Below are 17914 nucleotides of genomic sequence, written 5' to 3'. Positions count from 1 at the left end.
TTGAAATAGAAAAATAGATACAATGAGAAGAGTCAGTTAAGAAGAGTTGAGAGGAGGGCGGAGATGAGCAACCCGTTAGTCAGAATAGAAAATGTATCTTTCAGTTATGAAGGACAGCAGACTCCCGCGTTAAAAAATATCAGCTTTGATATTTTTGAAGGAGAGTGGCTGGCGATTGTCGGTCATAATGGATCAGGCAAATCTACCCTTGCCAAGCTTTTGAACGGCCTGCAATTTCCGCAGGAAGGTTCGATTGAGGTATGTGGGATTACTTTGTCAGAGGATACGATTTGGGATATAAGAAAAAATGTAGGAATGGTTTTTCAAAATCCTGATAACCAGTTCGTTGGAACAACGGTTCGGGATGATGTGGCTTTTGGTCTGGAAAATCACGGCGTACCTAGAGAAGTAATGGTAGAGCGCGTGCAGAATTCACTTGATAAAGTCAATATGGGAACCTTTCTAAATCAAGAGCCGCACCATCTGTCCGGCGGGCAAAAACAGCGTGTGGCCATTGCAGGTGTCCTGGCACTGCAGCCGTCGATCATTATTCTGGATGAAGCAACATCCATGCTCGATCCAAGAGGCCGTGCCGAGGTAATCGAAACGGTCCGTGAGCTGAAGGATCGTGAGAACATAACGGTCATTTCGATCACACATGATCTTGAAGAAGCTGCCAAAGCGGACAGAATCATCGTCATGAATAAAGGGGAGCTATACCGTGAAGGTACTCCCGAGAGAATTTTTGAAATGGATGAAGAGCTCATTAAGCTGGGGTTGGATATTCCCTTCCCTGTAAAAATGAGCAAAATCATGCGTAAAAAAGGTATTTCACTTACGAAATCATATTTGACAGAAGAAGAGCTGGTGACAGAACTATGGACATCTCACTCAAAAATGTAGAATATCGTTACCAGGCTGATTCCCCATTCGAACGACTCGCGATTTCAGATGTATCCATCGATGTTCCTTCTGGAATGTACCTTGCGGTTATTGGTCATACGGGTTCTGGCAAGTCAACAGTTCTGCAGCATCTTAATGCCCTGTTAAAGCCGACTAAAGGCTCTGTTGTGATTGGCAGCAGGGAAATAAAGGCTGGCCGCAAAGAGAAGAATTTAAAGGGTGTCCGCGAGAAGGTGGGAATTGTCTTTCAATTCCCAGAGCATCAGTTATTCGAGGAAACAGTCGAAAAGGATATCATGTTTGGCCCGATGAACTTTGGCGTCAGTGAGAAGGAAGCGAAGGCACGGGCAAAAGCTTCCATCAATCTTGTCGGACTGCCTGAAGAAATCCTTGAAAAATCTCCATTCGATCTTTCAGGCGGGCAAATGCGCCGGGTAGCCATTGCAGGTGTACTGGCAATGGAGCCAGAGGTTATTGTATTGGACGAGCCTACTGCGGGCCTTGACCCACGTGGGCGCAAAGAAATTATGGACTTATTTTATTCACTTCATAAAAAAAGAAATCTATCAACTGTTCTCGTTACCCACAGCATGGAAGATGCTGCCCGCTATGCGGATGAAATAGTCGTCATGCATCAGGGGAAGGTTTTTACAAAAGGGACGCCTGACGAGATTTTTTCGAATCCTAAAGCATTGATGGAACTGGGACTTGATGTACCAGAGGTAGTCGGCTTGCAGCTGAAGATCGAGGAAGCCTTCAAAACGAAATTCAGCAGAATCAGCCTTTCCGAGGAGGAACTCGCCGAAATGGTGGCAGAGTTTCTGGAAGGGGGCGGTCCAGAATGATGGAGAAAATGATTTTTGGCCGTTACGTGCCGGGAGATTCCATTCTTCATCGGATGGATCCGCGTTCGAAGTTAATCACTGTCTTCCTTTTCGTCATCGTCGTGTTTATCGCGAATAATGTGGTTACGTATGGAGTTTTAGCTGCTTATACTCTTATCATGGTAGGTTTGTCAAAGGTTCCGCTGCGATTCTTATACGGCGGTCTCAAGCCCGTATTCTTGCTGGTGATTTTCACGTTCCTGCTCCATATCTTTATGACCAAGGAAGGCGATGTCATCTTCGAACTGGGATGGCTGAAAATATATGAAGAGGGGTTAAGGCAGGGTATCTTTATTTCACTAAGGTTCCTGCTGCTGATTCTGATCACGTCACTTTTGACCTTGACCACTACTCCAATTGAGATTACAGATGGACTGGAGACGTTGCTGAATCCTTTAAAGAAGTTGAAATTCCCCGTCCATGAGCTGGCATTGATGATGTCGATTTCCTTGAGATTCATTCCGACGCTCATGCAGGAGACTGACAAAATCATGAAGGCTCAAACAGCCAGGGGAGTGGAGTATAACAGCGGTCCAATCAAAGAACGGATCAAGGCGATTGTTCCATTGCTGATCCCGCTGTTCATCAGTTCATTCAAGCGGGCCGAAGAACTGGCAGTCGCAATGGAAGCACGGGGCTACAAGGGCGGCGAAGGCCGTACCAAATACCGCCAGCTGACCTGGGGAGTGCCGGATACGATGCTGATTCTGTTCCTGGCCGCTGTCACGATCCTATTAACCATCTTAAGAGGGTAATCATTATGCCGCGAATTAAATGCACAGTTTCATATGATGGTACCAGTTTTTCCGGCTACCAGGTACAGCCGGGCAAAAGGACGGTCCAGGGTGAGCTTGAAAAGGCCCTTGCAAAGCTGAACAAGGGTAAAAGCATCAGGGTCAGTGCTTCAGGCCGTACGGACGCAGGAGTCCATGCACGCGGCCAGGTGATCCACTTTGACTCAACACTAGAAATAGAGCCTGCCAGGTGGCAAATCGCGCTCAATTCATTATTGCCTGATGATATTGCTGTTAGCTTAGTAGAACATGCGAGGCCGGATTTTCATGCACGCTTTGACGCAGCCGGCAAGGAGTACCGTTATTTTTTGCTGTTATCAAAGTTTCGCAACCCTTTCAAGCGGAACTATGCCTACCAGTTCCAGTATGAACTTGATCTCGAAGTAATGAGAGAGGCGGCAAGGCTGCTTCTTGGCACACATGATTTCACTAGTTTTTGCTCAGCCAAGACCGAAGTGGAAGACCGTGTGAGGACATTGCAGGAAATCGATATTTTTGAAGAGAACGGTCTGCTGGTCTTCAGGTTTGTCGGTGATGGGTTTTTATATAATATGGTAAGGATCCTAGTAGGGACATTGCTGGAGGTCGGGTCAGGCAGAAGAGCGGCCGACAGCATGCAGCAGCTCCTTGAGGACCAAGACCGTACCCAGGCCGGCAAGACGGCTCCTGGACACGGACTGTATCTGTGGAAGGTTTTTTATAACGATAAGGATCATCGATTCGAAAATTAATTTTAAAAAAATGATATGACAACTAATCCTGGTGTTGACAATATCTCAACCACAGGTTAAGATATCATATGTATGTATTTTAAACCCACGATCAGCCCCGGAAGAGCTTTATCGTGTTTGAAAATATACCAAAATGAACTTGATTTTTTTTTGACTATTTAGGAGGGAAACTCATGCGTACAACGTTTATGGCAAATGCCAACAATATCGAGCGTAAATGGTACGTAGTTGACGCTGCAGGCAAGACTCTAGGTCGCCTTTCAACTGAAGTTGCAGCTATTCTGCGTGGTAAACATAAACCAACTTTCACACCACATGTTGACACTGGTGATCACGTAATCATCATCAACGCTTCTCAGATCGAACTAACTGGTAAGAAATTGACTGACAAAATCTACTACCGCCACACAATGCACCCAGGTGGATTGAAGCAAAGAACAGCTCTTGAAATGCGTACAAACTACGCTGAAAAGATGCTTGAACTTGCAATCAAAGGTATGCTTCCAAAGAACTCTCTTGGACGCCAAATGTTTAAAAAGCTTCATGTATATGCTGGTAACGAGCATCCACATCAAGCACAACAACCTGAAGTTTACGAACTTCGCGGATAATTATTAAGGAGGTAATTAACTTGGCACAGGTTCAATATATCGGTACCGGTCGTCGTAAGAGCTCCGTTGCGCGAGTTCGTTTAGTACCAGGCACTGGAAAAATTACAATCAACGATCGTGAAATTGAAGATTATATCCCATTCGCAGCTCTACGTGAAGTAGTTAAGCAGCCGCTTGTTGCTACTGAAACTGTAGGAAGCTACGATATCCACGTTAACGTAAATGGCGGTGGATACACTGGCCAGGCTGGCGCAATCCGTCACGGCATCTCTCGTGCATTGCTTCAAGCTGATCCAGAATTCCGTCCAACACTTAAGCGTGCTGGACTGCTGACTCGTGACGCTCGTATGAAAGAACGTAAGAAATACGGTCTTAAAGGCGCTCGTCGTGCACCTCAGTTCTCAAAGCGTTAATTTTTGGCGCTTCAAAAAAGCTCCCAACCAATTTGGCTGGGAGCTTTTTTATTCTTGAATTCTGCATCGGGACAGCCATGTTCATTGCAGAGCTTGTAGCTTCTGCTATCATGGCGACTTCTTAATTCACCAATTTATTTTTCACAGCAAAAAGGGCAGCCTGTGTTCGATCGGCCAGCTCGAGTTTCCCCAGCAAGTTAGATACATGGGTCTTTACCGTTTTTTCCGTAATATACAAAGAGGCGGCAATCTCTTTATTGCTCTTTCCTTTAGCGATTTCTTTTAAGACTTCCAGTTCTCTTTTCGTTAATTCTTCTAGGAAATTCTTTTTTGGATTATTGCTGTGTGATAAATTGGCTAGTAAATGTGAAGTGGCTTTAGGATGAAGCTGGTTTTCTCCCTTAACCATTTTCTTGATGGATGCAACAAGTTCATCAGGCTGGATATCCTTCAATTGAAATCCGGAGGCACCTGCTTCAAGTGCGGGGATGACATGATCCTGGTCGGAGAAACTGGTGAGGATCATGATTTTAATGCCTGGTTCTTCTTCTTTAATGATCTTCGTAGCTTGTATTCCATCCATTTCAGGCATGGCTAAGTCCATTAGGATAATATCGGGCTTGAGCTCCTTTGCCATTTCAATCACTTTCCTGCCATTTTCGGCTTCTCCGATAATTTCAAGGTCCTTTTGTGTTTTAAGGAAAAAGACGAGGCCTCTTCGGACAACATGATGATCGTCTGCGATTAATATGCGTATACTCATTGTATTCTCCCCCTAGAGTGGAATGGTTATCTTTATTTCGGTTCCACTTCCCAATTGGCTTCGCAATTGAAATAGTCCGTTCAGTGCTTCTGTCCTTGCTTTCATGCTCTTTAATCCTAATGAAGGAATAAAGAGGTCTTCATTATAGTGAAAGCCGCAGCCCTTATCCTTAATGGTTAAAATGGCCTCATTTCCGGAAGCATGAAGAGATATAAATACATCTGTGGCCCCGGAATGTTTTTTGCAATTGGCGATCGCTTCTTGCCCAATTCGCCATAAGGCTTCCTCTGCTTTTCCAGGCATGCTAGTTGCTCCCGTTACCTTAGCTTCTGTAGTCAGACCAAGCATTTCCCCATAACTTTTTAATGCACTGACGAGTCCATTCTCCAGACCTTGAGGTTTCAGCTGCCAAATGAGTGATCTCATCTCCCCAAGTGCTTCCTGGGTCAAATCCTGCATATAGCTAAATGTTTGTTTCACTTCTACATCCTCTGTCATTTCCACTCCCGCTCTGGCAGTCAGGCTGAGAGAAAACAATAGCTGGTTCACGGAATCATGCAGGTCCCGCGCAAGCCGGTTTCTTTCAGCAATAAGAGCTGTTTCCTGTTCGCGCTGAGTGAGTTTGATGCGTTTCAACGCTGTACCAATTTGATAGGCAATAGCTTCAAGCAGGGCAAGCTCATTCCTATTAAAATGTTTTTTGTTTGGTGAACCTACATTCAATAAGCCGAAGCGTTCATTTCCTGCCCGGAGGGGGACAGTAGCGTGATGAGTCAATCCACAGGTGTCCCCTGCTCCTTCATCGATTGCGTCTTCAATTCGCTTACATTCAATGATATTCGTTGCTTTATTTAATGTATGGTTATTGTATTTATTCACACACCAGCACTCGCCGTGGCACATTCTCTCCTTCTGATTCATTGCTAAAGCGGGTGGAAGAGCGAAATCTGCCGTAAGTTCTTGTTTTCTGTCAGCGTCAATAAGAAAGATCCAGCCTATTTGAAATCCTGTCACATGCAAAAGCCTTTTCAGGACATCTGACAGCATGGTCTTCGTATCTGTTCCTTCGTTTAACAGCTCTGCAATTTCTTTAAGGATGCCGATTTCTTCATATTGCGTTTCCTCAGTCATTCCCGCATCTCCTTCACCGTCCTGTTATCTAATGTCATTATAGCTCATTTTTCAATAGTGGATTAAAAACTGGTGCCCGCTTTGTGAGGAGGTGACAGCTGTAAAAATTCGATCACTTCATGATTGGGACCTTCATAAAAGACAGTTTCCCAGCCAGTATCAAGTTTATAAGGTCCTTCTGCAATCTTGTCTGAACCTAAGGTTTTGATAACTTGCTGAAGGTCGGAAACTTCAAAACATAGATGAGTAGAGTGTGTGCTTTGTGGAGGATATACCAATTCAAGCCGGAAATGACCTGATGCTAAGAATGCGATATCTTCCCCCAGAAAAGAATGCCTGCTTTCCATCTCTAATCCCAATAAGTCTGTGTAAAATTTTATGGAGTCTTCAAGATTGGTCACTTCCAGGCCGAAATGATGAAGGCGCATAAACTACCTCCTATTATATGATTAGATTCATATCACCGAACTCATGCCATAAATAGCCTTCGTGGATCGCTTGATGATAGGCATGAAGCAAGTGATTTTCTGATACAAAGGCCGTCAGCATATCAAGATGGCTAGCCTTTGGCTCGTGCAGCCCAGTAATGATTCCATCTACTATTTTAAGAGAAGACTGTTGATTAATATATAACTTTGTAGCACCTGAGAGTTCTCCATTTCTCGCTGCACTTTCGAGGGCACGGACGACAGTCGTTCCAACTGCGATTACTCTTTTGCCAGAAGAATGAGCCTTAAGGATTTTTTCCATAGTTTGTTCGGATATATGATACTCCTCATGATTTTCTTTGGGATCAACATGATCCTCCAGCAAATAGCTAAGCCCTGTGTGCAATTGAATGAAATCAATTTGAATCCCTTCCTTCTTCATTTCAAATAGAAGCTCCCAGCTGAACGCTCTGCCGGCAGAGGGCATTTCCACAGAACCAGGGTGGGTGGCAAAGACATTTTGATAATAATTCAAGTCCCATGGTTGTTCGATATATTCATACCGGATCGGAGCACCAAGAACATAGATTAGATTTAATAATTCACTCCCGCTTTTATTGAATTTTACGGTCTTTAACGGGGGTGTCTCTGTCTCAGCGATTACCTTAGCAGTCAGTTTTCCGGAGAAATGCAGAGAATCACCCACTCTGACAGAGTCTGCGATGATGAGAGCCTCCCAGGTGTCATCAAAAACCCGTCTGGCTAAACGGATTTCCACTCTTGGGGAAAGTTGAAATCCTCGTCTTAACCACTCCCCTTGTAAAGAAGCAGGGATGGTGCGGCTGTTATTTAAAATGATTAAATCTCCAGGCTGAAGAAAATGGGGGAGATTGAAAAAACGGTCATGTTTCATTTCGCCAGTTTTCCGGTTCAGCGTCATTAACCTCACTTGATCCCTTCTTATGCCTCTTTTTTCAGGAGGAAGGTTCGCATTTAGGTATTCGGGCAGAAAAAAATCCAGTACTCCAGTTTCCATTACAATTCCTCCTCTGATTGAGCTTCAAAGCGCTGGCCATTTATGCCTCTAGACTGATCTGAGGCTAAATGAAGGAAAATATTCACCACATCCTCTGGTTTTGCTAAAGGATAATCGCAATCAGGAACAGCCAATTGATGCATTTCAGTGTCCATCTCACCAGGGTCTACCATATTTACACGGACATTGGTATGGCTTAACTCATCTGCCCATGTTTGAGTAAGGCCTTCTACAGCGAATTTTGAAATTCCATATGCGCCCCAGCCTGCATAGCCAACATGACCGGCCTCGGACGTCACATTGATAATAGAACCTTCATTACGCTCAAGCATGACAGGGATGACTCTCCGGCTGACTAGAAATGCGGAGACTACATTCACTCTTAACACCTCTGCAAAATCATCTTCAGGGTAGTCTAGAAGAAGAGGTATTGGACTTGGACCTACGATGGATGCATTATTAATCAGCACATCTATTTGTCCATATACTTCCTGGGTTAAAGCTACGAAACGTTCCACATCCCCTGGCAGTGATACATCCGCTCGTATCGCCAATACTTCAGCACCTAAACCCTCGGCTTCGCGTTTGACCTTCTCCAGGATTTTCTCGGACCTCGAGCAGATGGCAAGTCTTGCTCCTTCCTTCGCAAAAGCCATTGTTAATGCTTTTCCTAAACCTTTAGAGGCACCTGTTATCATGATTACTTTTTTATTCATTTTCTATCATCTCTCCTTATTGGCTTGTTGTTTTAAGCATAATGGGAATGACCAAAATTTCCCTCAGGAGAAAGCTTGAAGTTTTCCTACAACTTTTGGATGAGAAAAGGGGGCATGGAATAGGGGGAGGATCATCTGAATTTTTTGGGGTAGTCATGGGGCCTTTTATCAAGAGGAGAAACCTTGTGACAGCATAAAGTAAAAAGACGGAGGAAATGGTGCATACCTCCGTCTTTAGCATTAATCGTCGTATCCCTGCATGGAATCCATATGGCTGGCAATCATTGCAATGATTGTAGGTGCTTCTTCTTTTGTAAAAATGAAGTTTGTTTCGTCTTTAATCAGTTCGTCATCTTCCGTCCAAATACGGTTGACGCGGCGAAGCACACCGTCTCCTGTGTCATGCACAAGCCCGAATTGATACGTCACTTCCACATCATCTTCCATGAGGAAGGCAGTGACCTCAGGAGTTTCCCACTCTACATCAACTTCTTCGAGAATATCATCTTCATCTACAATTTCAGCCATATATAGCTCATCATCCATATCATCGATGCCCTCATCTTCGGTCGTATCGACATAAAGTGTATCGTCATCATCCTCTGCTGAATAAACGATGTCAATCCCGTCATCATCATCATTAATATAATCATGGAAACCTTCATGTACGGCATCGACAATATCGTCAATATCGGAGAGAATGACTCGTGCCGGCTGCTCAAGTTCATCATCAATTGTTTCAGTATAAAACTCCTCATTGTGCGGATCAAAATACAATGTGTAAAAATACTCTCTCTCCCCATCCTCATAATCCACAAAAAACTCGATTCTCGGATGCTTTGACCCTCTTTCAACAGCCATTTGGCCATCCTGGTCATATTTTTCACAAATGGATTCTAGATGATCCTGCAATTCTCCAACTACTCGATCAAACCATTCCATTGACATTGAAATCATTCCCTTCATCAGTAATCATTGACTAGTTTGCCCTGCCGGGAAAAAATCCCCTAAGCCAGTATTAGGAAATTGGGGGCAGGAGTGTTTAGTGCATTTCACGGATTGCATTTGAGGATATATTTTAGCCGGAGTACGTACAGTTTCGATCTGGATTTGGTGAATAGGTACAAAATCGAACTGCAATAAGCACGTGTTTGGACAGGAATATGATTGAGAGTCTTTACCTGCTATAAAACTGCTCGGCCCCTATTCCTTTATCCCCTCAAGCCAATCCTTATAGCAATCAGGACAGAGCGGTTTGTCTACCTGTTCATCAGCGATGGTAAAGATGCCATGATGGTAGTTTTCTTCTAAAGAATTTGCACAATAAAAGCACTGATCCTTCATCTTAATCCTCCTTTTTTATTTTTAGGTTTCGCAAAGAAAGGAGATTCTATATCAGTTTCCATTTAGGAAAGAATTGGCCGGAGAGAGGGGATTTCACTTTTTTGGTTTAGGCAGTTTTCGTAAAGATTATTGTTAAAATCCTAAAGCCGATTTTAACGTAATATAAAGCCATTTGCAGGTCGGTATTAAATTTGCATGCTCTTTTCTCATAAAAGAGTCAACTTTTCGAAGAAAAATTTGGTCATTCAACCCTATTTTGTAGTCAATTGCAACAAAGTTTGAGAAAAGAGCCTTGGTTTATTAAAATGTGAGTAATTAAGGGTGTCACACGGCGAATGAGAGGCGACATCCATGGTGAAGGAGATAGGCAAGAGAAAGAGCCGTCCACTGATTGTTTAAAACTAAATAAAAAACCGCCTTAGAATTAAGGCGGTTAACACTTATACTCCGAGCATTGATTCGGCTTGTTCCGGAAAATCAATAAAGGGGTTGCGGTTCCCCTGCAGCTCCTGTATTGCTACATTTCGATGTTTTTCATATATAGTAACTGGATGATCGAGATGCCAACGAAGTAAAAGCCCTAGGTCGATTTGCTCCCTGATATCTAAAACCTTCATGTACCTTATAATGAAATAGAAGACAGCCCTTGAAGCAATTCCTTTTCCATATTCGGGCTCGAACTTTTCATCCTTTGCCATTCCACAGCCTGACCGAATTCCCCGGACTTTCATTTCAGGCTCATAGCTTTGAAAATCATGATAGGGATAATTGCTTCTCATGCTGTTGCATGCCGGCTCGCAGGCAAACAAGTGATGGAGGTCGCCCCGCATTGGCTCTTCACCATCAAACCATGATTGAGGAACAACGTGTTCAGTATTAAAATGAATCTCAGTACTGGCTGTAAAGCCTCCTTGCTTGAGAGTCTCCATGAGCCGCAAATCCTCCTCGATCACCTCAACAGGATCCAGGTCCTGCCCGGAATACAGGCTCTTCAGCTGAAGGTTCTCCTGCAAGTCCACCCATGGATAAACGTATTCATGCGGTGAATACTTTAAATGAGAGGAATGTGTCCGGACCAGCAGAGAATGGAGCTCTTCTGCTGTAAAAGCAGTATCGCAATAGTACTCATTGCGAACTCGAGCATCCAGCTCTGCATCATAATACGTTTTATTCTCGATGTTACGAATGTACGCCTCACTGGCTGAAAGGATCATATTGCATCCATGACCATCGTTTTGAAGCTCTGGTCGAAGATTTCCGCCAGATGCTCCGGCACTGTCAGGTAAACGAGCCCATTGCCTTCGAGCTTTGGTGAATTTCCGAGCGGCACCGTCCGCTTGACCAGTTGCCCATACAATTCGGGCTCTGTCAGCTCCCGCTCAAAGTGGGCTTTTGCATAAGTCTTGATCAATGCCAGCGCACCGGATACGTGAGGAGCAGCCATCGAAGTTCCGCTCAAGGTCGCATACTTTCCATTCAGGTAGGTGGAAGTGATGCGCTCACCCGGAGCAACGACATCAATTTCATTATGAGAGTTAGTAAACTCGGATGACCCTCTTTCAAGGTTCACGGCTCCGACACTGATGACTTCGTTATAAGCACCAGGGTAAGCAAATTCATTGGTAGAATCATCGCCATCCCCTTCATTGCCAGCGGCACAGACTACAAGGATATTTTTCTTAACAGCGGCTTGAATCGCCTCATGCAATTCGGGAACGTCAGCTGGCCCGCCAAGTGACATCGAGATAATATCCGCTTCCTGCTCAATGGCATAATGAATTCCATTAATAATCCATTCATATTTGCCAGAACCGGCCTTGTTCAACACTTTTACAATCAACAGACCAGCCTCAGGTGCAACGCCGATGACCCCTGCCTCATTTTCCTGTGCGGCAATCGTCCCTGCCACATGTGTACCATGGCCATTATAGTCAGTATAAAGATCAGGATTGCCGCGGTCATCATCTGTAAAATTCCTTCCGCCAATGATTCGGTCCTTTAAATCAGGGTGTGTTGTTTCACAGCCAGTATCCAATACAGCAACCTTCATTCCCTTTCCTTTTGTTTCATTCCAAACCCTGGGTGCCTGTATTAGCTCAACACCTTTTGGCACCTCTTTGATTTCCTCCGCTTCTTCAATTACGGTATAAGGAATAACGCGAACACCTTGCTCCATTTCTTTCCCTCCTAGAGATTAAATTGAAGCGAGTTCTAGTTGTTTTAATAAGTCTAACAATTCTGACTATTAATAAAAAGGACCGATAGTAGGGTATTGGCTAGAAATAAATAACCATAATTGGGTATTTCAACCTAACGGGAATGCCGAGATCTTATTCAGTAAACGTCTGAGAAAACTGGAAAAGGAATCGTCCGTCGATATTGCATTACACCCTTTAACAGGTTGAACACTACTTCCTAAGGGGTGAGAATACTTTGAACGTCGTAACGACATTTGTAGATAAAAGAAAACAAAAACAAGTGAAATATGAGCGAGCGATGCTCCGTGAATTATCCATCAACATCCTGCAGGGCAGGGTGAAACAATATTTTGGCTCATCAAGGCTGACCTCGAACCTGATCATGAATTCAGGAATCGAAGAAGCTTGTTATGATGTAGCGATAGAAGCCTATTTACTTGGCGCCAAATTCAGCCGATTTGGATATTTCGGTGAACCAATAGAGGCAGTCAAACCTCGCTGTGAAAAAGAAGAGCGTCATTTGATTGACACCTTATATAATTTTTTCCTTTTCTGGGGGAAGGGTGAAGAAGGAGTCGGTTCAGAGGAGCTATATTATTTGTGCGAACAGTATGTCGACAGCTGGTGGCGAGAAGGATTCATGAAGGGTGAAAAGAAATATAAGCTCAGATTGCACTAACAGCAATAGTTCTAAATCGTCGACCTGTCCCATATAGTTAAACTATCAGGGACTAGCTGGGAAGGATGGTTTAGAACATGCTGAAAAAACTCAAAATCGTAATATTTGCAGCCGGCCTCGCCGTGCTCTTCCTTATATTGCAGTATGATTTTACCGAAAATGATTCCTGGGAATCGTGGAACCTGCCACTGTCAGGAAAAATTATTTATTTGGACCCCGGGCATGGAGGGGTTGATCCTGGAGCAGGAGAAGAAGAACCCTTTGAAAAAGATATCGCGCTTAATGTTTCCCTGAAATTGCGGGATTACCTCCAGCAGCAGGGGGCACTCGTCATAATGACGCGCGAGACAGATGTCGACCTCGCGGATAAAGGACTCAAAGGCTACAGTAAGCGAAAGGTCCAGGATTTAAAAAGGCGACTGGATTTGATTAATGAATCAGAAGCCGACTTTTTTGCAACGATCCATTTGAATGCGATCCCATCATCAAAATGGAAAGGGGCGCAAACATTCTACTCCACCAATTACAAAGAAAACAAACGGGCAGCCAAACTAATCCAGGACGAATTACGCCGGAATCTTGAAAACACAGATCGAGATGCAAAGGCAGCGAATAGTATCTATCTGCTGAAGCATACCAATAAACCGGGTGTATTGGTCGAGATCGGATTTTTATCCAACCCGCAGGAAGCGGCAAACCTGAGAGATGAAGCATATCAGGAAAAAGTAGCTGCCTCCATTTACGACGGCATGCTCCGATATTTTACAGATGAACAGAAATTTTGGGAAAAATAAAGAAGGGTCATGGATCCTTCTTTTCTTTATGGTTTTTTTGCATTTTATATGATGTAAGAGGCCATCAAAAGTTACCCGATTGGTAATAATATCTTTCAGAAATGTGTGATAGGTTTAACACTTAGGAATTTTATCAATATGTTATACTGTCCTTGGAGATAAATTTTTACAGAGGAAGGTGTCATTATGTTAACTGAAGCTAAGGTGCGAGAAAGTTTAAAAGACCTTAAGGAACCATTTTTACATAAAACACTCGAAGAGATAAATGCAATCGAAGAAATCAAGATTAAAGAAGAGAAGAACCATGTAAGCGTTAAAATAGCTATTGCGAAAACAGGTACAGCTGAACAGCTGCAGCTGCAGACGGAGATTGTCAATATTTTAAAAAGCGCTGGAGCGGCATCTGTAGGCCTGCGCTTCTCTGAACTTCCTGCAGAAGTCCTTTCGAAGTTCCAAACAGCCGCTCCTGAAGAAGAGGAAGGGCTGCTTTCTCCTAATAGCCAAACAACGTTCATTGCGATTGCGAGCGGTAAAGGCGGAGTCGGGAAATCCACGGTATCCGTGAACCTTGCTGTCTCACTAGCGCGTTTAGGCAAAAAAGTCGGACTTGTGGATGCGGACATCTATGGTTTCAGTGTTCCTGATATGATGGGCATCACGAAACGGCCGGTTGTAAGAGGTGAACGAATCATTCCTGTTGAAAGACACGGAGTTAAGGTCATCTCTATGGGATTCTTTGTGGAAGATAATGCACCAATCATCTGGCGAGGACCAATGCTAGGTAAAATGCTGAACAGCTTCTTTAATGAAGTCGAATGGGGAGAGCTGGATTACCTTCTATTGGACTTGCCTCCAGGTACAGGGGACGTAGCTCTAGACGTGCACACCATGCTGCCATCATGTAAAGAAATCATCGTTACTACACCACACCCGACAGCGGCATTTGTCGCGGCACGTGCAGGTGCGATGGCACTTCGTACAGAACATGAAATCCTTGGGGTCATTGAAAACATGTCTTATTTTGAAAGCAAGCTGACTGAGGAAAAAGAATATGTCTTTGGACAAGGCGGCGGCGAAAAATTGGCGGACGAGCTAAATACACAGCTGTTAGGCAAACTGCCATTAGGGCAGCCAACATGGAATGAAGAAGACTTTGCACCATCCATTTATCAGGAAGACGATAAGATTGGTGCAATTTATACGAATATTGCCCAGCAAGTTGTTCAAATGCTGGAAAAATAAGAAAAGCGCAAGCGCCTTGGTCAGCTTTGACAAGCGTTGGAGGGCCGACCGGTGAAGTCGTTCTTTGGCTTCATCGGGCGGACCGAAACGTCTCGAGCTGCTCAAAGCTAACGCTTCTCGCAAGATACTCGAGGAAGCATTCTCGTGGATGAAAACTGGCTAGGCGCTGGAGCTAGACACTAATCTAAGTTGAAAAATTATATACTTTCCAGTAAACAGAGAGCCTCTCCTGGATCAGGAGAGGCTCATTCACATTATTAAGGAATTTCCAGCTCGGGGCTGATTAAATGACATGCGCTAATACAATCATTACTGACCTCCAGAACCTCCGCCTGATTCTCCGCCGCCACCGCCTCCGGAACCTCCGCCGCCTTCTTCGGAGCCACCTTCAGACTTTTGAGTAGGCATTTCCTCAGCAGCTTTGACAATCAATGCTTGAAGCTTCGCTTTGAATAACGGGCTTTCAAAAGTTTCGGTCATGACCTTTTGCAAATGCTCACGGTATTCTTTGCTTTTCAGCAAAGTGGTCAGTTCCTTTTCAAGCTCGGGGTCTTTCATTACCTCAATCATCATGCCCTTATATTCTGGATCCTTCATAAGATCCTTTAACAGCTTTTCATTTTCCTTCTTCATGCTTTTTGCAACGCTCTCAGCGAATTTTGGATCTTCAAAGGATTTTTTCCAAAACTCCATGCCTTTTTCGGATGTCATTGTTTTTTCGACTGTATCAATTACGACCGGCTGGTCCATTATTAGCTTTTCCTTCATGCCATCGTCACCCATGACTTCCTGAATTGCTTTTTTGCCATCGTCAGTCTTCAGGATATCGACAACCATCTTCTTTGTTTCCTCATAATCGACTTGCCCCCCTGCTGACTCGGCTGGAGCAGCGCAGCCGGCAGCTAATAGTAAAAAGGAAGCAGGGAGTATAACCTTCATGATTTTCTTCATCTTCCATTCCCCTTTCACATAGACAGCCCTAATTTTAGGATGAGTAAAATGACAAATTGTTATACACGAATAACGACACCTAGATTTTTCAAATCCGCATTGGTACAATCAAATAGTGAAGTTTAATTTGGTTTTGGGGGAAAAAATCGTGACAAGCCGTAATTGGGTACATTTATTTCTCACCACCCTGGTTGTTGGAGCGGTGACAACTGCTGTGGTTGGTTTTATTGTCCGCTGGAGTGAATTCCAGCAGCTGTTAAGTGATTTCAACATTCTTGAATTCCTTTCAATTTTAGTATGGCTAATGGGCGTTGGTCTTATATTTAGCATTCTTAGCCAAATGGGTTTCTTTGCATATTTGACAGTACATCGCTTTGGCCTTGGAATTTTTAAATCCCTATGGAATCCAGTACAGGTCCTGTTGATTGCCTTTGTATTGTTTGACCTTGTATATCTGCGTTTTGCCACATTTGCGGAAAGCGGCGAGAGTGTCATTCCATATTTAGGACTTGCGGTGATCGTACTGATCGCGGGACTGGTTGTGTCGTTTATGAAGGTTAAGCAGACAAATAAAGAGGCTTTCATCCCAGCACTGTTTTTTATGGTTGTCGTAACAGTGATTGAATGGGTGCCGGTCCTCCGAGTGAACGAGCATAGCTGGCTATATCTCATGCTTTTCCCATTATTAGTATGTAATGCCTATCAGCTATTGGTTCTGCATAAGCTTAACCAACGATCACTCCAGGAACGGAAAGTCCTTGAAGAAAAGGCTAAGACAAAGACAAAAACAAATAAAAAAGCACAAAAAAAGCCGTCCAACGCATAGTTGGACGGTTATTTTATTTCTGCTGATTTAGAGTCACCATTGGCGATCAATTCTGAAACCGTGACCATCTTCAAATTTTTCGACCTGATGTCTTTTAAGACCAGAGGCAGTGCTTCCGCTGTTTGTTTAGCTGAATCAGATGCGTGCATTAACAGGATATCACCCTTTTTTGCTGTAGAAGCATTCGCGGCAATTACCTCAGTACCAGGATTCGTCCAATCCTTTGTGTCAAGACTCCAGTGGACCACAGTATAACCGAGGCGCTCGGCAATTTTCAGTGTCCGTTGGTCAAAGTGGCCGGTAGGGGCCCGCAGCAGCGCAATGTTCTTAACATTAAGCTTTTTAAATGCCTCTTGGGCTTTTAGGATATCACGCCTGATTTTATCATCCTCAAGATCGGTATAATCTTTATACTCATAGCCCAGCATGCCAATTTCATAACCTTCTTTCACCATCCGGTTCACCAAGTCTGGATGCCTTTCTGCCCAGGATCCCGATAAAAAGAAGGTGACGGCTCCTGCTTTTTCTTTCTTCAGGACGTCAAGGATCGGGGCCGCTTTTTCATCGCCCCAGCCAATATTAAAGGTCAAAGCTAAATCCTTTTCTCCTTTGTAGATGGCCTTAGGACCATCCTTTGCTGAAAAAGCAGGAATTTGCACCATGTTTTCCATGTAAAAAAACCAAGCTGTAAAAAAGGCTGCAATTACAATGACAAAAGCTGTTTTAATCGACTTCGCATTCATTACGTAAAAGAAATTCATTTTTTCACCACCTCGTCCAATGCACTCCTTGTCTAATTTTTATTCTTCAGTTCAAAAAGATATGATAATAAAAAATCAGATTATAAAAATATGCGAAAAAGACAACACTACAACCACTATGTAAAAAATGAACAGGAGTGTATGTATGCTTGGTGTTCTGATTAATGAGAAGGAACTGAAGGAGCTAGAGTATTTAATAAAAAGGGAGATGGATGAAATCCTATTCGATCTGAAAGATGATCGTATTGATCATGTAGTGAAGAGATCCATGAAAGAAAGATATCAAATTTTGTTTTCTCTTTTTAAAAGAGTAGCATCACCAAAAGAGTGTCTTAAGTATATGCCAGCAAAGAAAAGTATGTATAAAGGTCAATAAACAAGCGAGAAAACTTTTTTCGTAATATTTGTTGACGGAAATAAATTATCCTGTTATATTAATAAACGTCGCTGCTGAGCTACTCGGTAACACGGTGATTCGGCGGTAAAAATAATAAAAAATGTGGTTGACACTTAAACGGTCACATGTTATATTATAAAAGTCGCTTATGAGCGGCGAGGCAACGAAATTGTTCTTTGAAAACTAAACAAACAAGCGTCAACAAACAATAAATGATCATGTTTCTTCTATAAGAACATGAGCCAACGTTTTAACTTATGAGCTAACTCATAACTCTTTTTTGGAGAGTTTGATCCTGGCTCAGGACGAACG

At 43.5% G+C, this 17914-nt stretch carries 23 protein-coding genes; 12 read left to right on the top strand and 11 right to left on the bottom strand.

Annotation, left to right across the window (positions count from 1 at the left end; translation table 11 throughout):
• The first annotated feature begins 63 nt into the window (after positions 1-63).
• The 6 genes from J7E35_RS21820 to rpsI all read left to right on the top strand — a co-directional run bounded on the left by J7E35_RS21820 (position 64) and on the right by rpsI (position 4336).
• Entirely contained in the window at positions 64-903 is an 840-nt protein-coding gene (locus J7E35_RS21820) for an energy-coupling factor ABC transporter ATP-binding protein (protein ID WP_214784115.1), read from the top strand.
• Entirely contained in the window at positions 879-1748 is an 870-nt protein-coding gene (locus J7E35_RS21815; protein WP_214784113.1) for an energy-coupling factor ABC transporter ATP-binding protein, read from the top strand. The genes J7E35_RS21820 and J7E35_RS21815 overlap by 25 nt, the downstream gene beginning before the upstream one ends.
• Positions 1745-2542 (top strand): cobalt ECF transporter T component CbiQ, encoded by a 798-nt coding sequence (cbiQ, locus tag J7E35_RS21810; RefSeq protein WP_214784111.1) that lies wholly within the window; start codon positions 1745-1747, stop codon positions 2540-2542. The genes J7E35_RS21815 and cbiQ overlap by 4 nt, the downstream gene beginning before the upstream one ends.
• Positions 2543-2547: 5 nt before the next feature.
• Positions 2548-3312: a tRNA pseudouridine(38-40) synthase TruA gene (gene truA / locus J7E35_RS21805; protein WP_214784109.1), complete on the top strand. Its 765-nt coding sequence runs from the start codon at positions 2548-2550 to the stop codon at positions 3310-3312.
• Between the two features lie 173 nt (positions 3313-3485).
• Complete coding sequence (gene rplM, locus J7E35_RS21800) at positions 3486-3923, top strand: 50S ribosomal protein L13 (protein WP_167834111.1); 438 nt, start codon at positions 3486-3488, stop codon at positions 3921-3923.
• A gap of 20 nt (positions 3924-3943) precedes the next feature.
• Positions 3944-4336 carry a 30S ribosomal protein S9 gene (gene rpsI / locus J7E35_RS21795; RefSeq protein WP_167834112.1) on the top strand — a complete coding sequence of 131 codons (393 nt, stop codon included), beginning with the start codon at positions 3944-3946 and terminating at the stop codon, positions 4334-4336.
• A gap of 121 nt (positions 4337-4457) precedes the next feature.
• Here rpsI and J7E35_RS21790 read toward each other — a convergent pair whose 3' ends face one another.
• The 5 genes from J7E35_RS21790 to J7E35_RS21770 all read right to left on the bottom strand — a co-directional run bounded on the left by J7E35_RS21790 (position 4458) and on the right by J7E35_RS21770 (position 8410).
• Positions 4458-5099 carry a response regulator gene (locus tag J7E35_RS21790; RefSeq protein WP_214784107.1) on the bottom strand — a complete coding sequence of 214 codons (642 nt, stop codon included), beginning with the start codon at positions 5097-5099 and terminating at the stop codon, positions 4458-4460.
• Positions 5100-5111: 12 nt separating this feature from the next.
• Positions 5112-6230, bottom strand: a complete 1119-nt coding sequence (locus J7E35_RS21785) for a GAF domain-containing sensor histidine kinase (RefSeq protein WP_214784105.1) — start codon at positions 6228-6230, stop codon at positions 5112-5114.
• 62 nt (positions 6231-6292) lie between these two features.
• Positions 6293-6658 (bottom strand): VOC family protein, encoded by a 366-nt coding sequence (locus J7E35_RS21780; protein ID WP_214784103.1) that lies wholly within the window; start codon positions 6656-6658, stop codon positions 6293-6295.
• 13 nt (positions 6659-6671) lie between these two features.
• A complete protein-coding gene (locus J7E35_RS21775) occupies positions 6672-7694 on the bottom strand; it encodes an S-adenosylmethionine:tRNA ribosyltransferase-isomerase (RefSeq protein ID WP_214784101.1) in 1023 nt (340 codons plus the stop codon).
• Positions 7694-8410, bottom strand: coding sequence for an SDR family NAD(P)-dependent oxidoreductase (locus J7E35_RS21770; protein WP_214784098.1), 717 nt, complete (start codon positions 8408-8410; stop codon positions 7694-7696). Before J7E35_RS21770 ends, J7E35_RS21775 begins: the two co-directional genes overlap by 1 nt.
• Before the next feature lie 41 nt (positions 8411-8451).
• On the opposite strand from J7E35_RS21770, the gene J7E35_RS21765 reads away from it, so the two are divergent.
• Positions 8452-8607, top strand: a complete 156-nt coding sequence (locus J7E35_RS21765; RefSeq protein WP_214784095.1) for a hypothetical protein — start codon at positions 8452-8454, stop codon at positions 8605-8607.
• A 43-nt stretch (positions 8608-8650) separates the two neighbouring features.
• Here the strand turns inward: J7E35_RS21765 and J7E35_RS21760 are convergent, their stop codons facing one another.
• The 4 genes from J7E35_RS21760 to J7E35_RS21745 all read right to left on the bottom strand — a co-directional run bounded on the left by J7E35_RS21760 (position 8651) and on the right by J7E35_RS21745 (position 11930).
• Positions 8651-9358, bottom strand: a complete 708-nt coding sequence (locus J7E35_RS21760) for a hypothetical protein (protein ID WP_214784092.1) — start codon at positions 9356-9358, stop codon at positions 8651-8653.
• A 255-nt stretch (positions 9359-9613) separates the two neighbouring features.
• A complete protein-coding gene (locus J7E35_RS21755) occupies positions 9614-9754 on the bottom strand; it encodes a hypothetical protein (protein ID WP_214784089.1) in 141 nt (46 codons plus the stop codon).
• Between the two features lie 440 nt (positions 9755-10194).
• The gene (locus J7E35_RS21750) at positions 10195-10968 is read right to left on the bottom strand and encodes an endonuclease I family protein (RefSeq protein ID WP_214784086.1); all 774 of its coding nucleotides are present in this window, start codon (positions 10966-10968) and stop codon (positions 10195-10197) included.
• Positions 10965-11930: a S8 family peptidase gene (locus J7E35_RS21745; RefSeq protein ID WP_214784083.1), complete on the bottom strand. Its 966-nt coding sequence runs from the start codon at positions 11928-11930 to the stop codon at positions 10965-10967. Before J7E35_RS21745 ends, J7E35_RS21750 begins: the two co-directional genes overlap by 4 nt.
• A gap of 257 nt (positions 11931-12187) precedes the next feature.
• Between J7E35_RS21745 and J7E35_RS21740 the strand changes: the two genes are divergently transcribed.
• From J7E35_RS21740 to J7E35_RS21730, 3 genes are all read left to right on the top strand, one after another.
• Positions 12188-12631: a YbaK family protein gene (locus J7E35_RS21740; protein WP_214784080.1), complete on the top strand. Its 444-nt coding sequence runs from the start codon at positions 12188-12190 to the stop codon at positions 12629-12631.
• Positions 12632-12708: 77 nt separating this feature from the next.
• Positions 12709-13425, top strand: a complete 717-nt coding sequence (cwlD, locus tag J7E35_RS21735; protein ID WP_214784077.1) for an N-acetylmuramoyl-L-alanine amidase CwlD — start codon at positions 12709-12711, stop codon at positions 13423-13425.
• A 186-nt stretch (positions 13426-13611) separates the two neighbouring features.
• Positions 13612-14667 (top strand): Mrp/NBP35 family ATP-binding protein, encoded by a 1056-nt coding sequence (locus tag J7E35_RS21730; RefSeq protein ID WP_214784074.1) that lies wholly within the window; start codon positions 13612-13614, stop codon positions 14665-14667.
• A gap of 309 nt (positions 14668-14976) precedes the next feature.
• On the opposite strand, the gene gerD is transcribed toward J7E35_RS21730, so the two are convergent.
• Positions 14977-15618: a spore germination lipoprotein GerD gene (gene gerD, locus J7E35_RS21725; RefSeq protein ID WP_214784071.1), complete on the bottom strand. Its 642-nt coding sequence runs from the start codon at positions 15616-15618 to the stop codon at positions 14977-14979.
• 148 nt (positions 15619-15766) lie between these two features.
• On the opposite strand from gerD, the gene J7E35_RS21720 reads away from it, so the two are divergent.
• Positions 15767-16444, top strand: coding sequence for a KinB-signaling pathway activation protein (locus tag J7E35_RS21720; protein ID WP_214784068.1), 678 nt, complete (start codon positions 15767-15769; stop codon positions 16442-16444).
• Positions 16445-16452: 8 nt separating this feature from the next.
• Here J7E35_RS21720 and pdaB read toward each other — a convergent pair whose 3' ends face one another.
• Positions 16453-17205 carry a polysaccharide deacetylase family sporulation protein PdaB gene (gene pdaB / locus J7E35_RS21715; protein ID WP_214784065.1) on the bottom strand — a complete coding sequence of 251 codons (753 nt, stop codon included), beginning with the start codon at positions 17203-17205 and terminating at the stop codon, positions 16453-16455.
• A gap of 145 nt (positions 17206-17350) precedes the next feature.
• Here pdaB and J7E35_RS21710 point away from each other — a divergent pair, with 145 nt between their 5' ends.
• Positions 17351-17581 carry a hypothetical protein gene (locus J7E35_RS21710; protein ID WP_167834127.1) on the top strand — a complete coding sequence of 77 codons (231 nt, stop codon included), beginning with the start codon at positions 17351-17353 and terminating at the stop codon, positions 17579-17581.
• Positions 17582-17914: the final 333 nt, after the last annotated feature.

This window comes from Bacillus sp. ISL-45 (genome assembly GCF_018613195.1).
GTDB lineage: Bacteria > Bacillota > Bacilli > Bacillales > Cytobacillaceae > Mesobacillus.
The sequence above is the reverse complement of the archived record's forward strand: the minus strand, read 5'-3'. Positions and strand labels throughout refer to the sequence as shown.

Coding starts and splice junctions, on each gene's coding strand:
- J7E35_RS21815 (WP_214784113.1), top strand. CDS start 879: ATGGACATCTCACTCAAAAATGTAGAATATCGTTACCAGGCTGATTCC.
- cwlD (WP_214784077.1), top strand. CDS start 12,709: ATGCTGAAAAAACTCAAAATCGTAATATTTGCAGCCGGCCTCGCCGTG.
- J7E35_RS21820 (WP_214784115.1), top strand. CDS start 64: ATGAGCAACCCGTTAGTCAGAATAGAAAATGTATCTTTCAGTTATGAA.
- J7E35_RS21790 (WP_214784107.1), bottom strand. CDS start 5,099: ATGAGTATACGCATATTAATCGCAGACGATCATCATGTTGTCCGAAGA.
- J7E35_RS21755 (WP_214784089.1), bottom strand. CDS start 9,754: ATGAAGGATCAGTGCTTTTATTGTGCAAATTCTTTAGAAGAAAACTAC.
- truA (WP_214784109.1), top strand. CDS start 2,548: ATGCCGCGAATTAAATGCACAGTTTCATATGATGGTACCAGTTTTTCC.
- J7E35_RS21730 (WP_214784074.1), top strand. CDS start 13,612: ATGTTAACTGAAGCTAAGGTGCGAGAAAGTTTAAAAGACCTTAAGGAA.
- J7E35_RS21765 (WP_214784095.1), top strand. CDS start 8,452: ATGGGAATGACCAAAATTTCCCTCAGGAGAAAGCTTGAAGTTTTCCTA.
- J7E35_RS21780 (WP_214784103.1), bottom strand. CDS start 6,658: ATGCGCCTTCATCATTTCGGCCTGGAAGTGACCAATCTTGAAGACTCC.
- J7E35_RS21745 (WP_214784083.1), bottom strand. CDS start 11,930: ATGGAGCAAGGTGTTCGCGTTATTCCTTATACCGTAATTGAAGAAGCG.
- J7E35_RS21770 (WP_214784098.1), bottom strand. CDS start 8,410: ATGAATAAAAAAGTAATCATGATAACAGGTGCCTCTAAAGGTTTAGGA.
- J7E35_RS21710 (WP_167834127.1), top strand. CDS start 17,351: ATGCTTGGTGTTCTGATTAATGAGAAGGAACTGAAGGAGCTAGAGTAT.
- J7E35_RS21760 (WP_214784092.1), bottom strand. CDS start 9,358: ATGTCAATGGAATGGTTTGATCGAGTAGTTGGAGAATTGCAGGATCAT.
- cbiQ (WP_214784111.1), top strand. CDS start 1,745: ATGATGGAGAAAATGATTTTTGGCCGTTACGTGCCGGGAGATTCCATT.
- J7E35_RS21775 (WP_214784101.1), bottom strand. CDS start 7,694: ATGGAAACTGGAGTACTGGATTTTTTTCTGCCCGAATACCTAAATGCG.
- J7E35_RS21785 (WP_214784105.1), bottom strand. CDS start 6,230: ATGACTGAGGAAACGCAATATGAAGAAATCGGCATCCTTAAAGAAATT.
- J7E35_RS21750 (WP_214784086.1), bottom strand. CDS start 10,968: ATGATCCTTTCAGCCAGTGAGGCGTACATTCGTAACATCGAGAATAAA.
- gerD (WP_214784071.1), bottom strand. CDS start 15,618: ATGAAGAAAATCATGAAGGTTATACTCCCTGCTTCCTTTTTACTATTA.
- rplM (WP_167834111.1), top strand. CDS start 3,486: ATGCGTACAACGTTTATGGCAAATGCCAACAATATCGAGCGTAAATGG.
- pdaB (WP_214784065.1), bottom strand. CDS start 17,205: ATGAATTTCTTTTACGTAATGAATGCGAAGTCGATTAAAACAGCTTTT.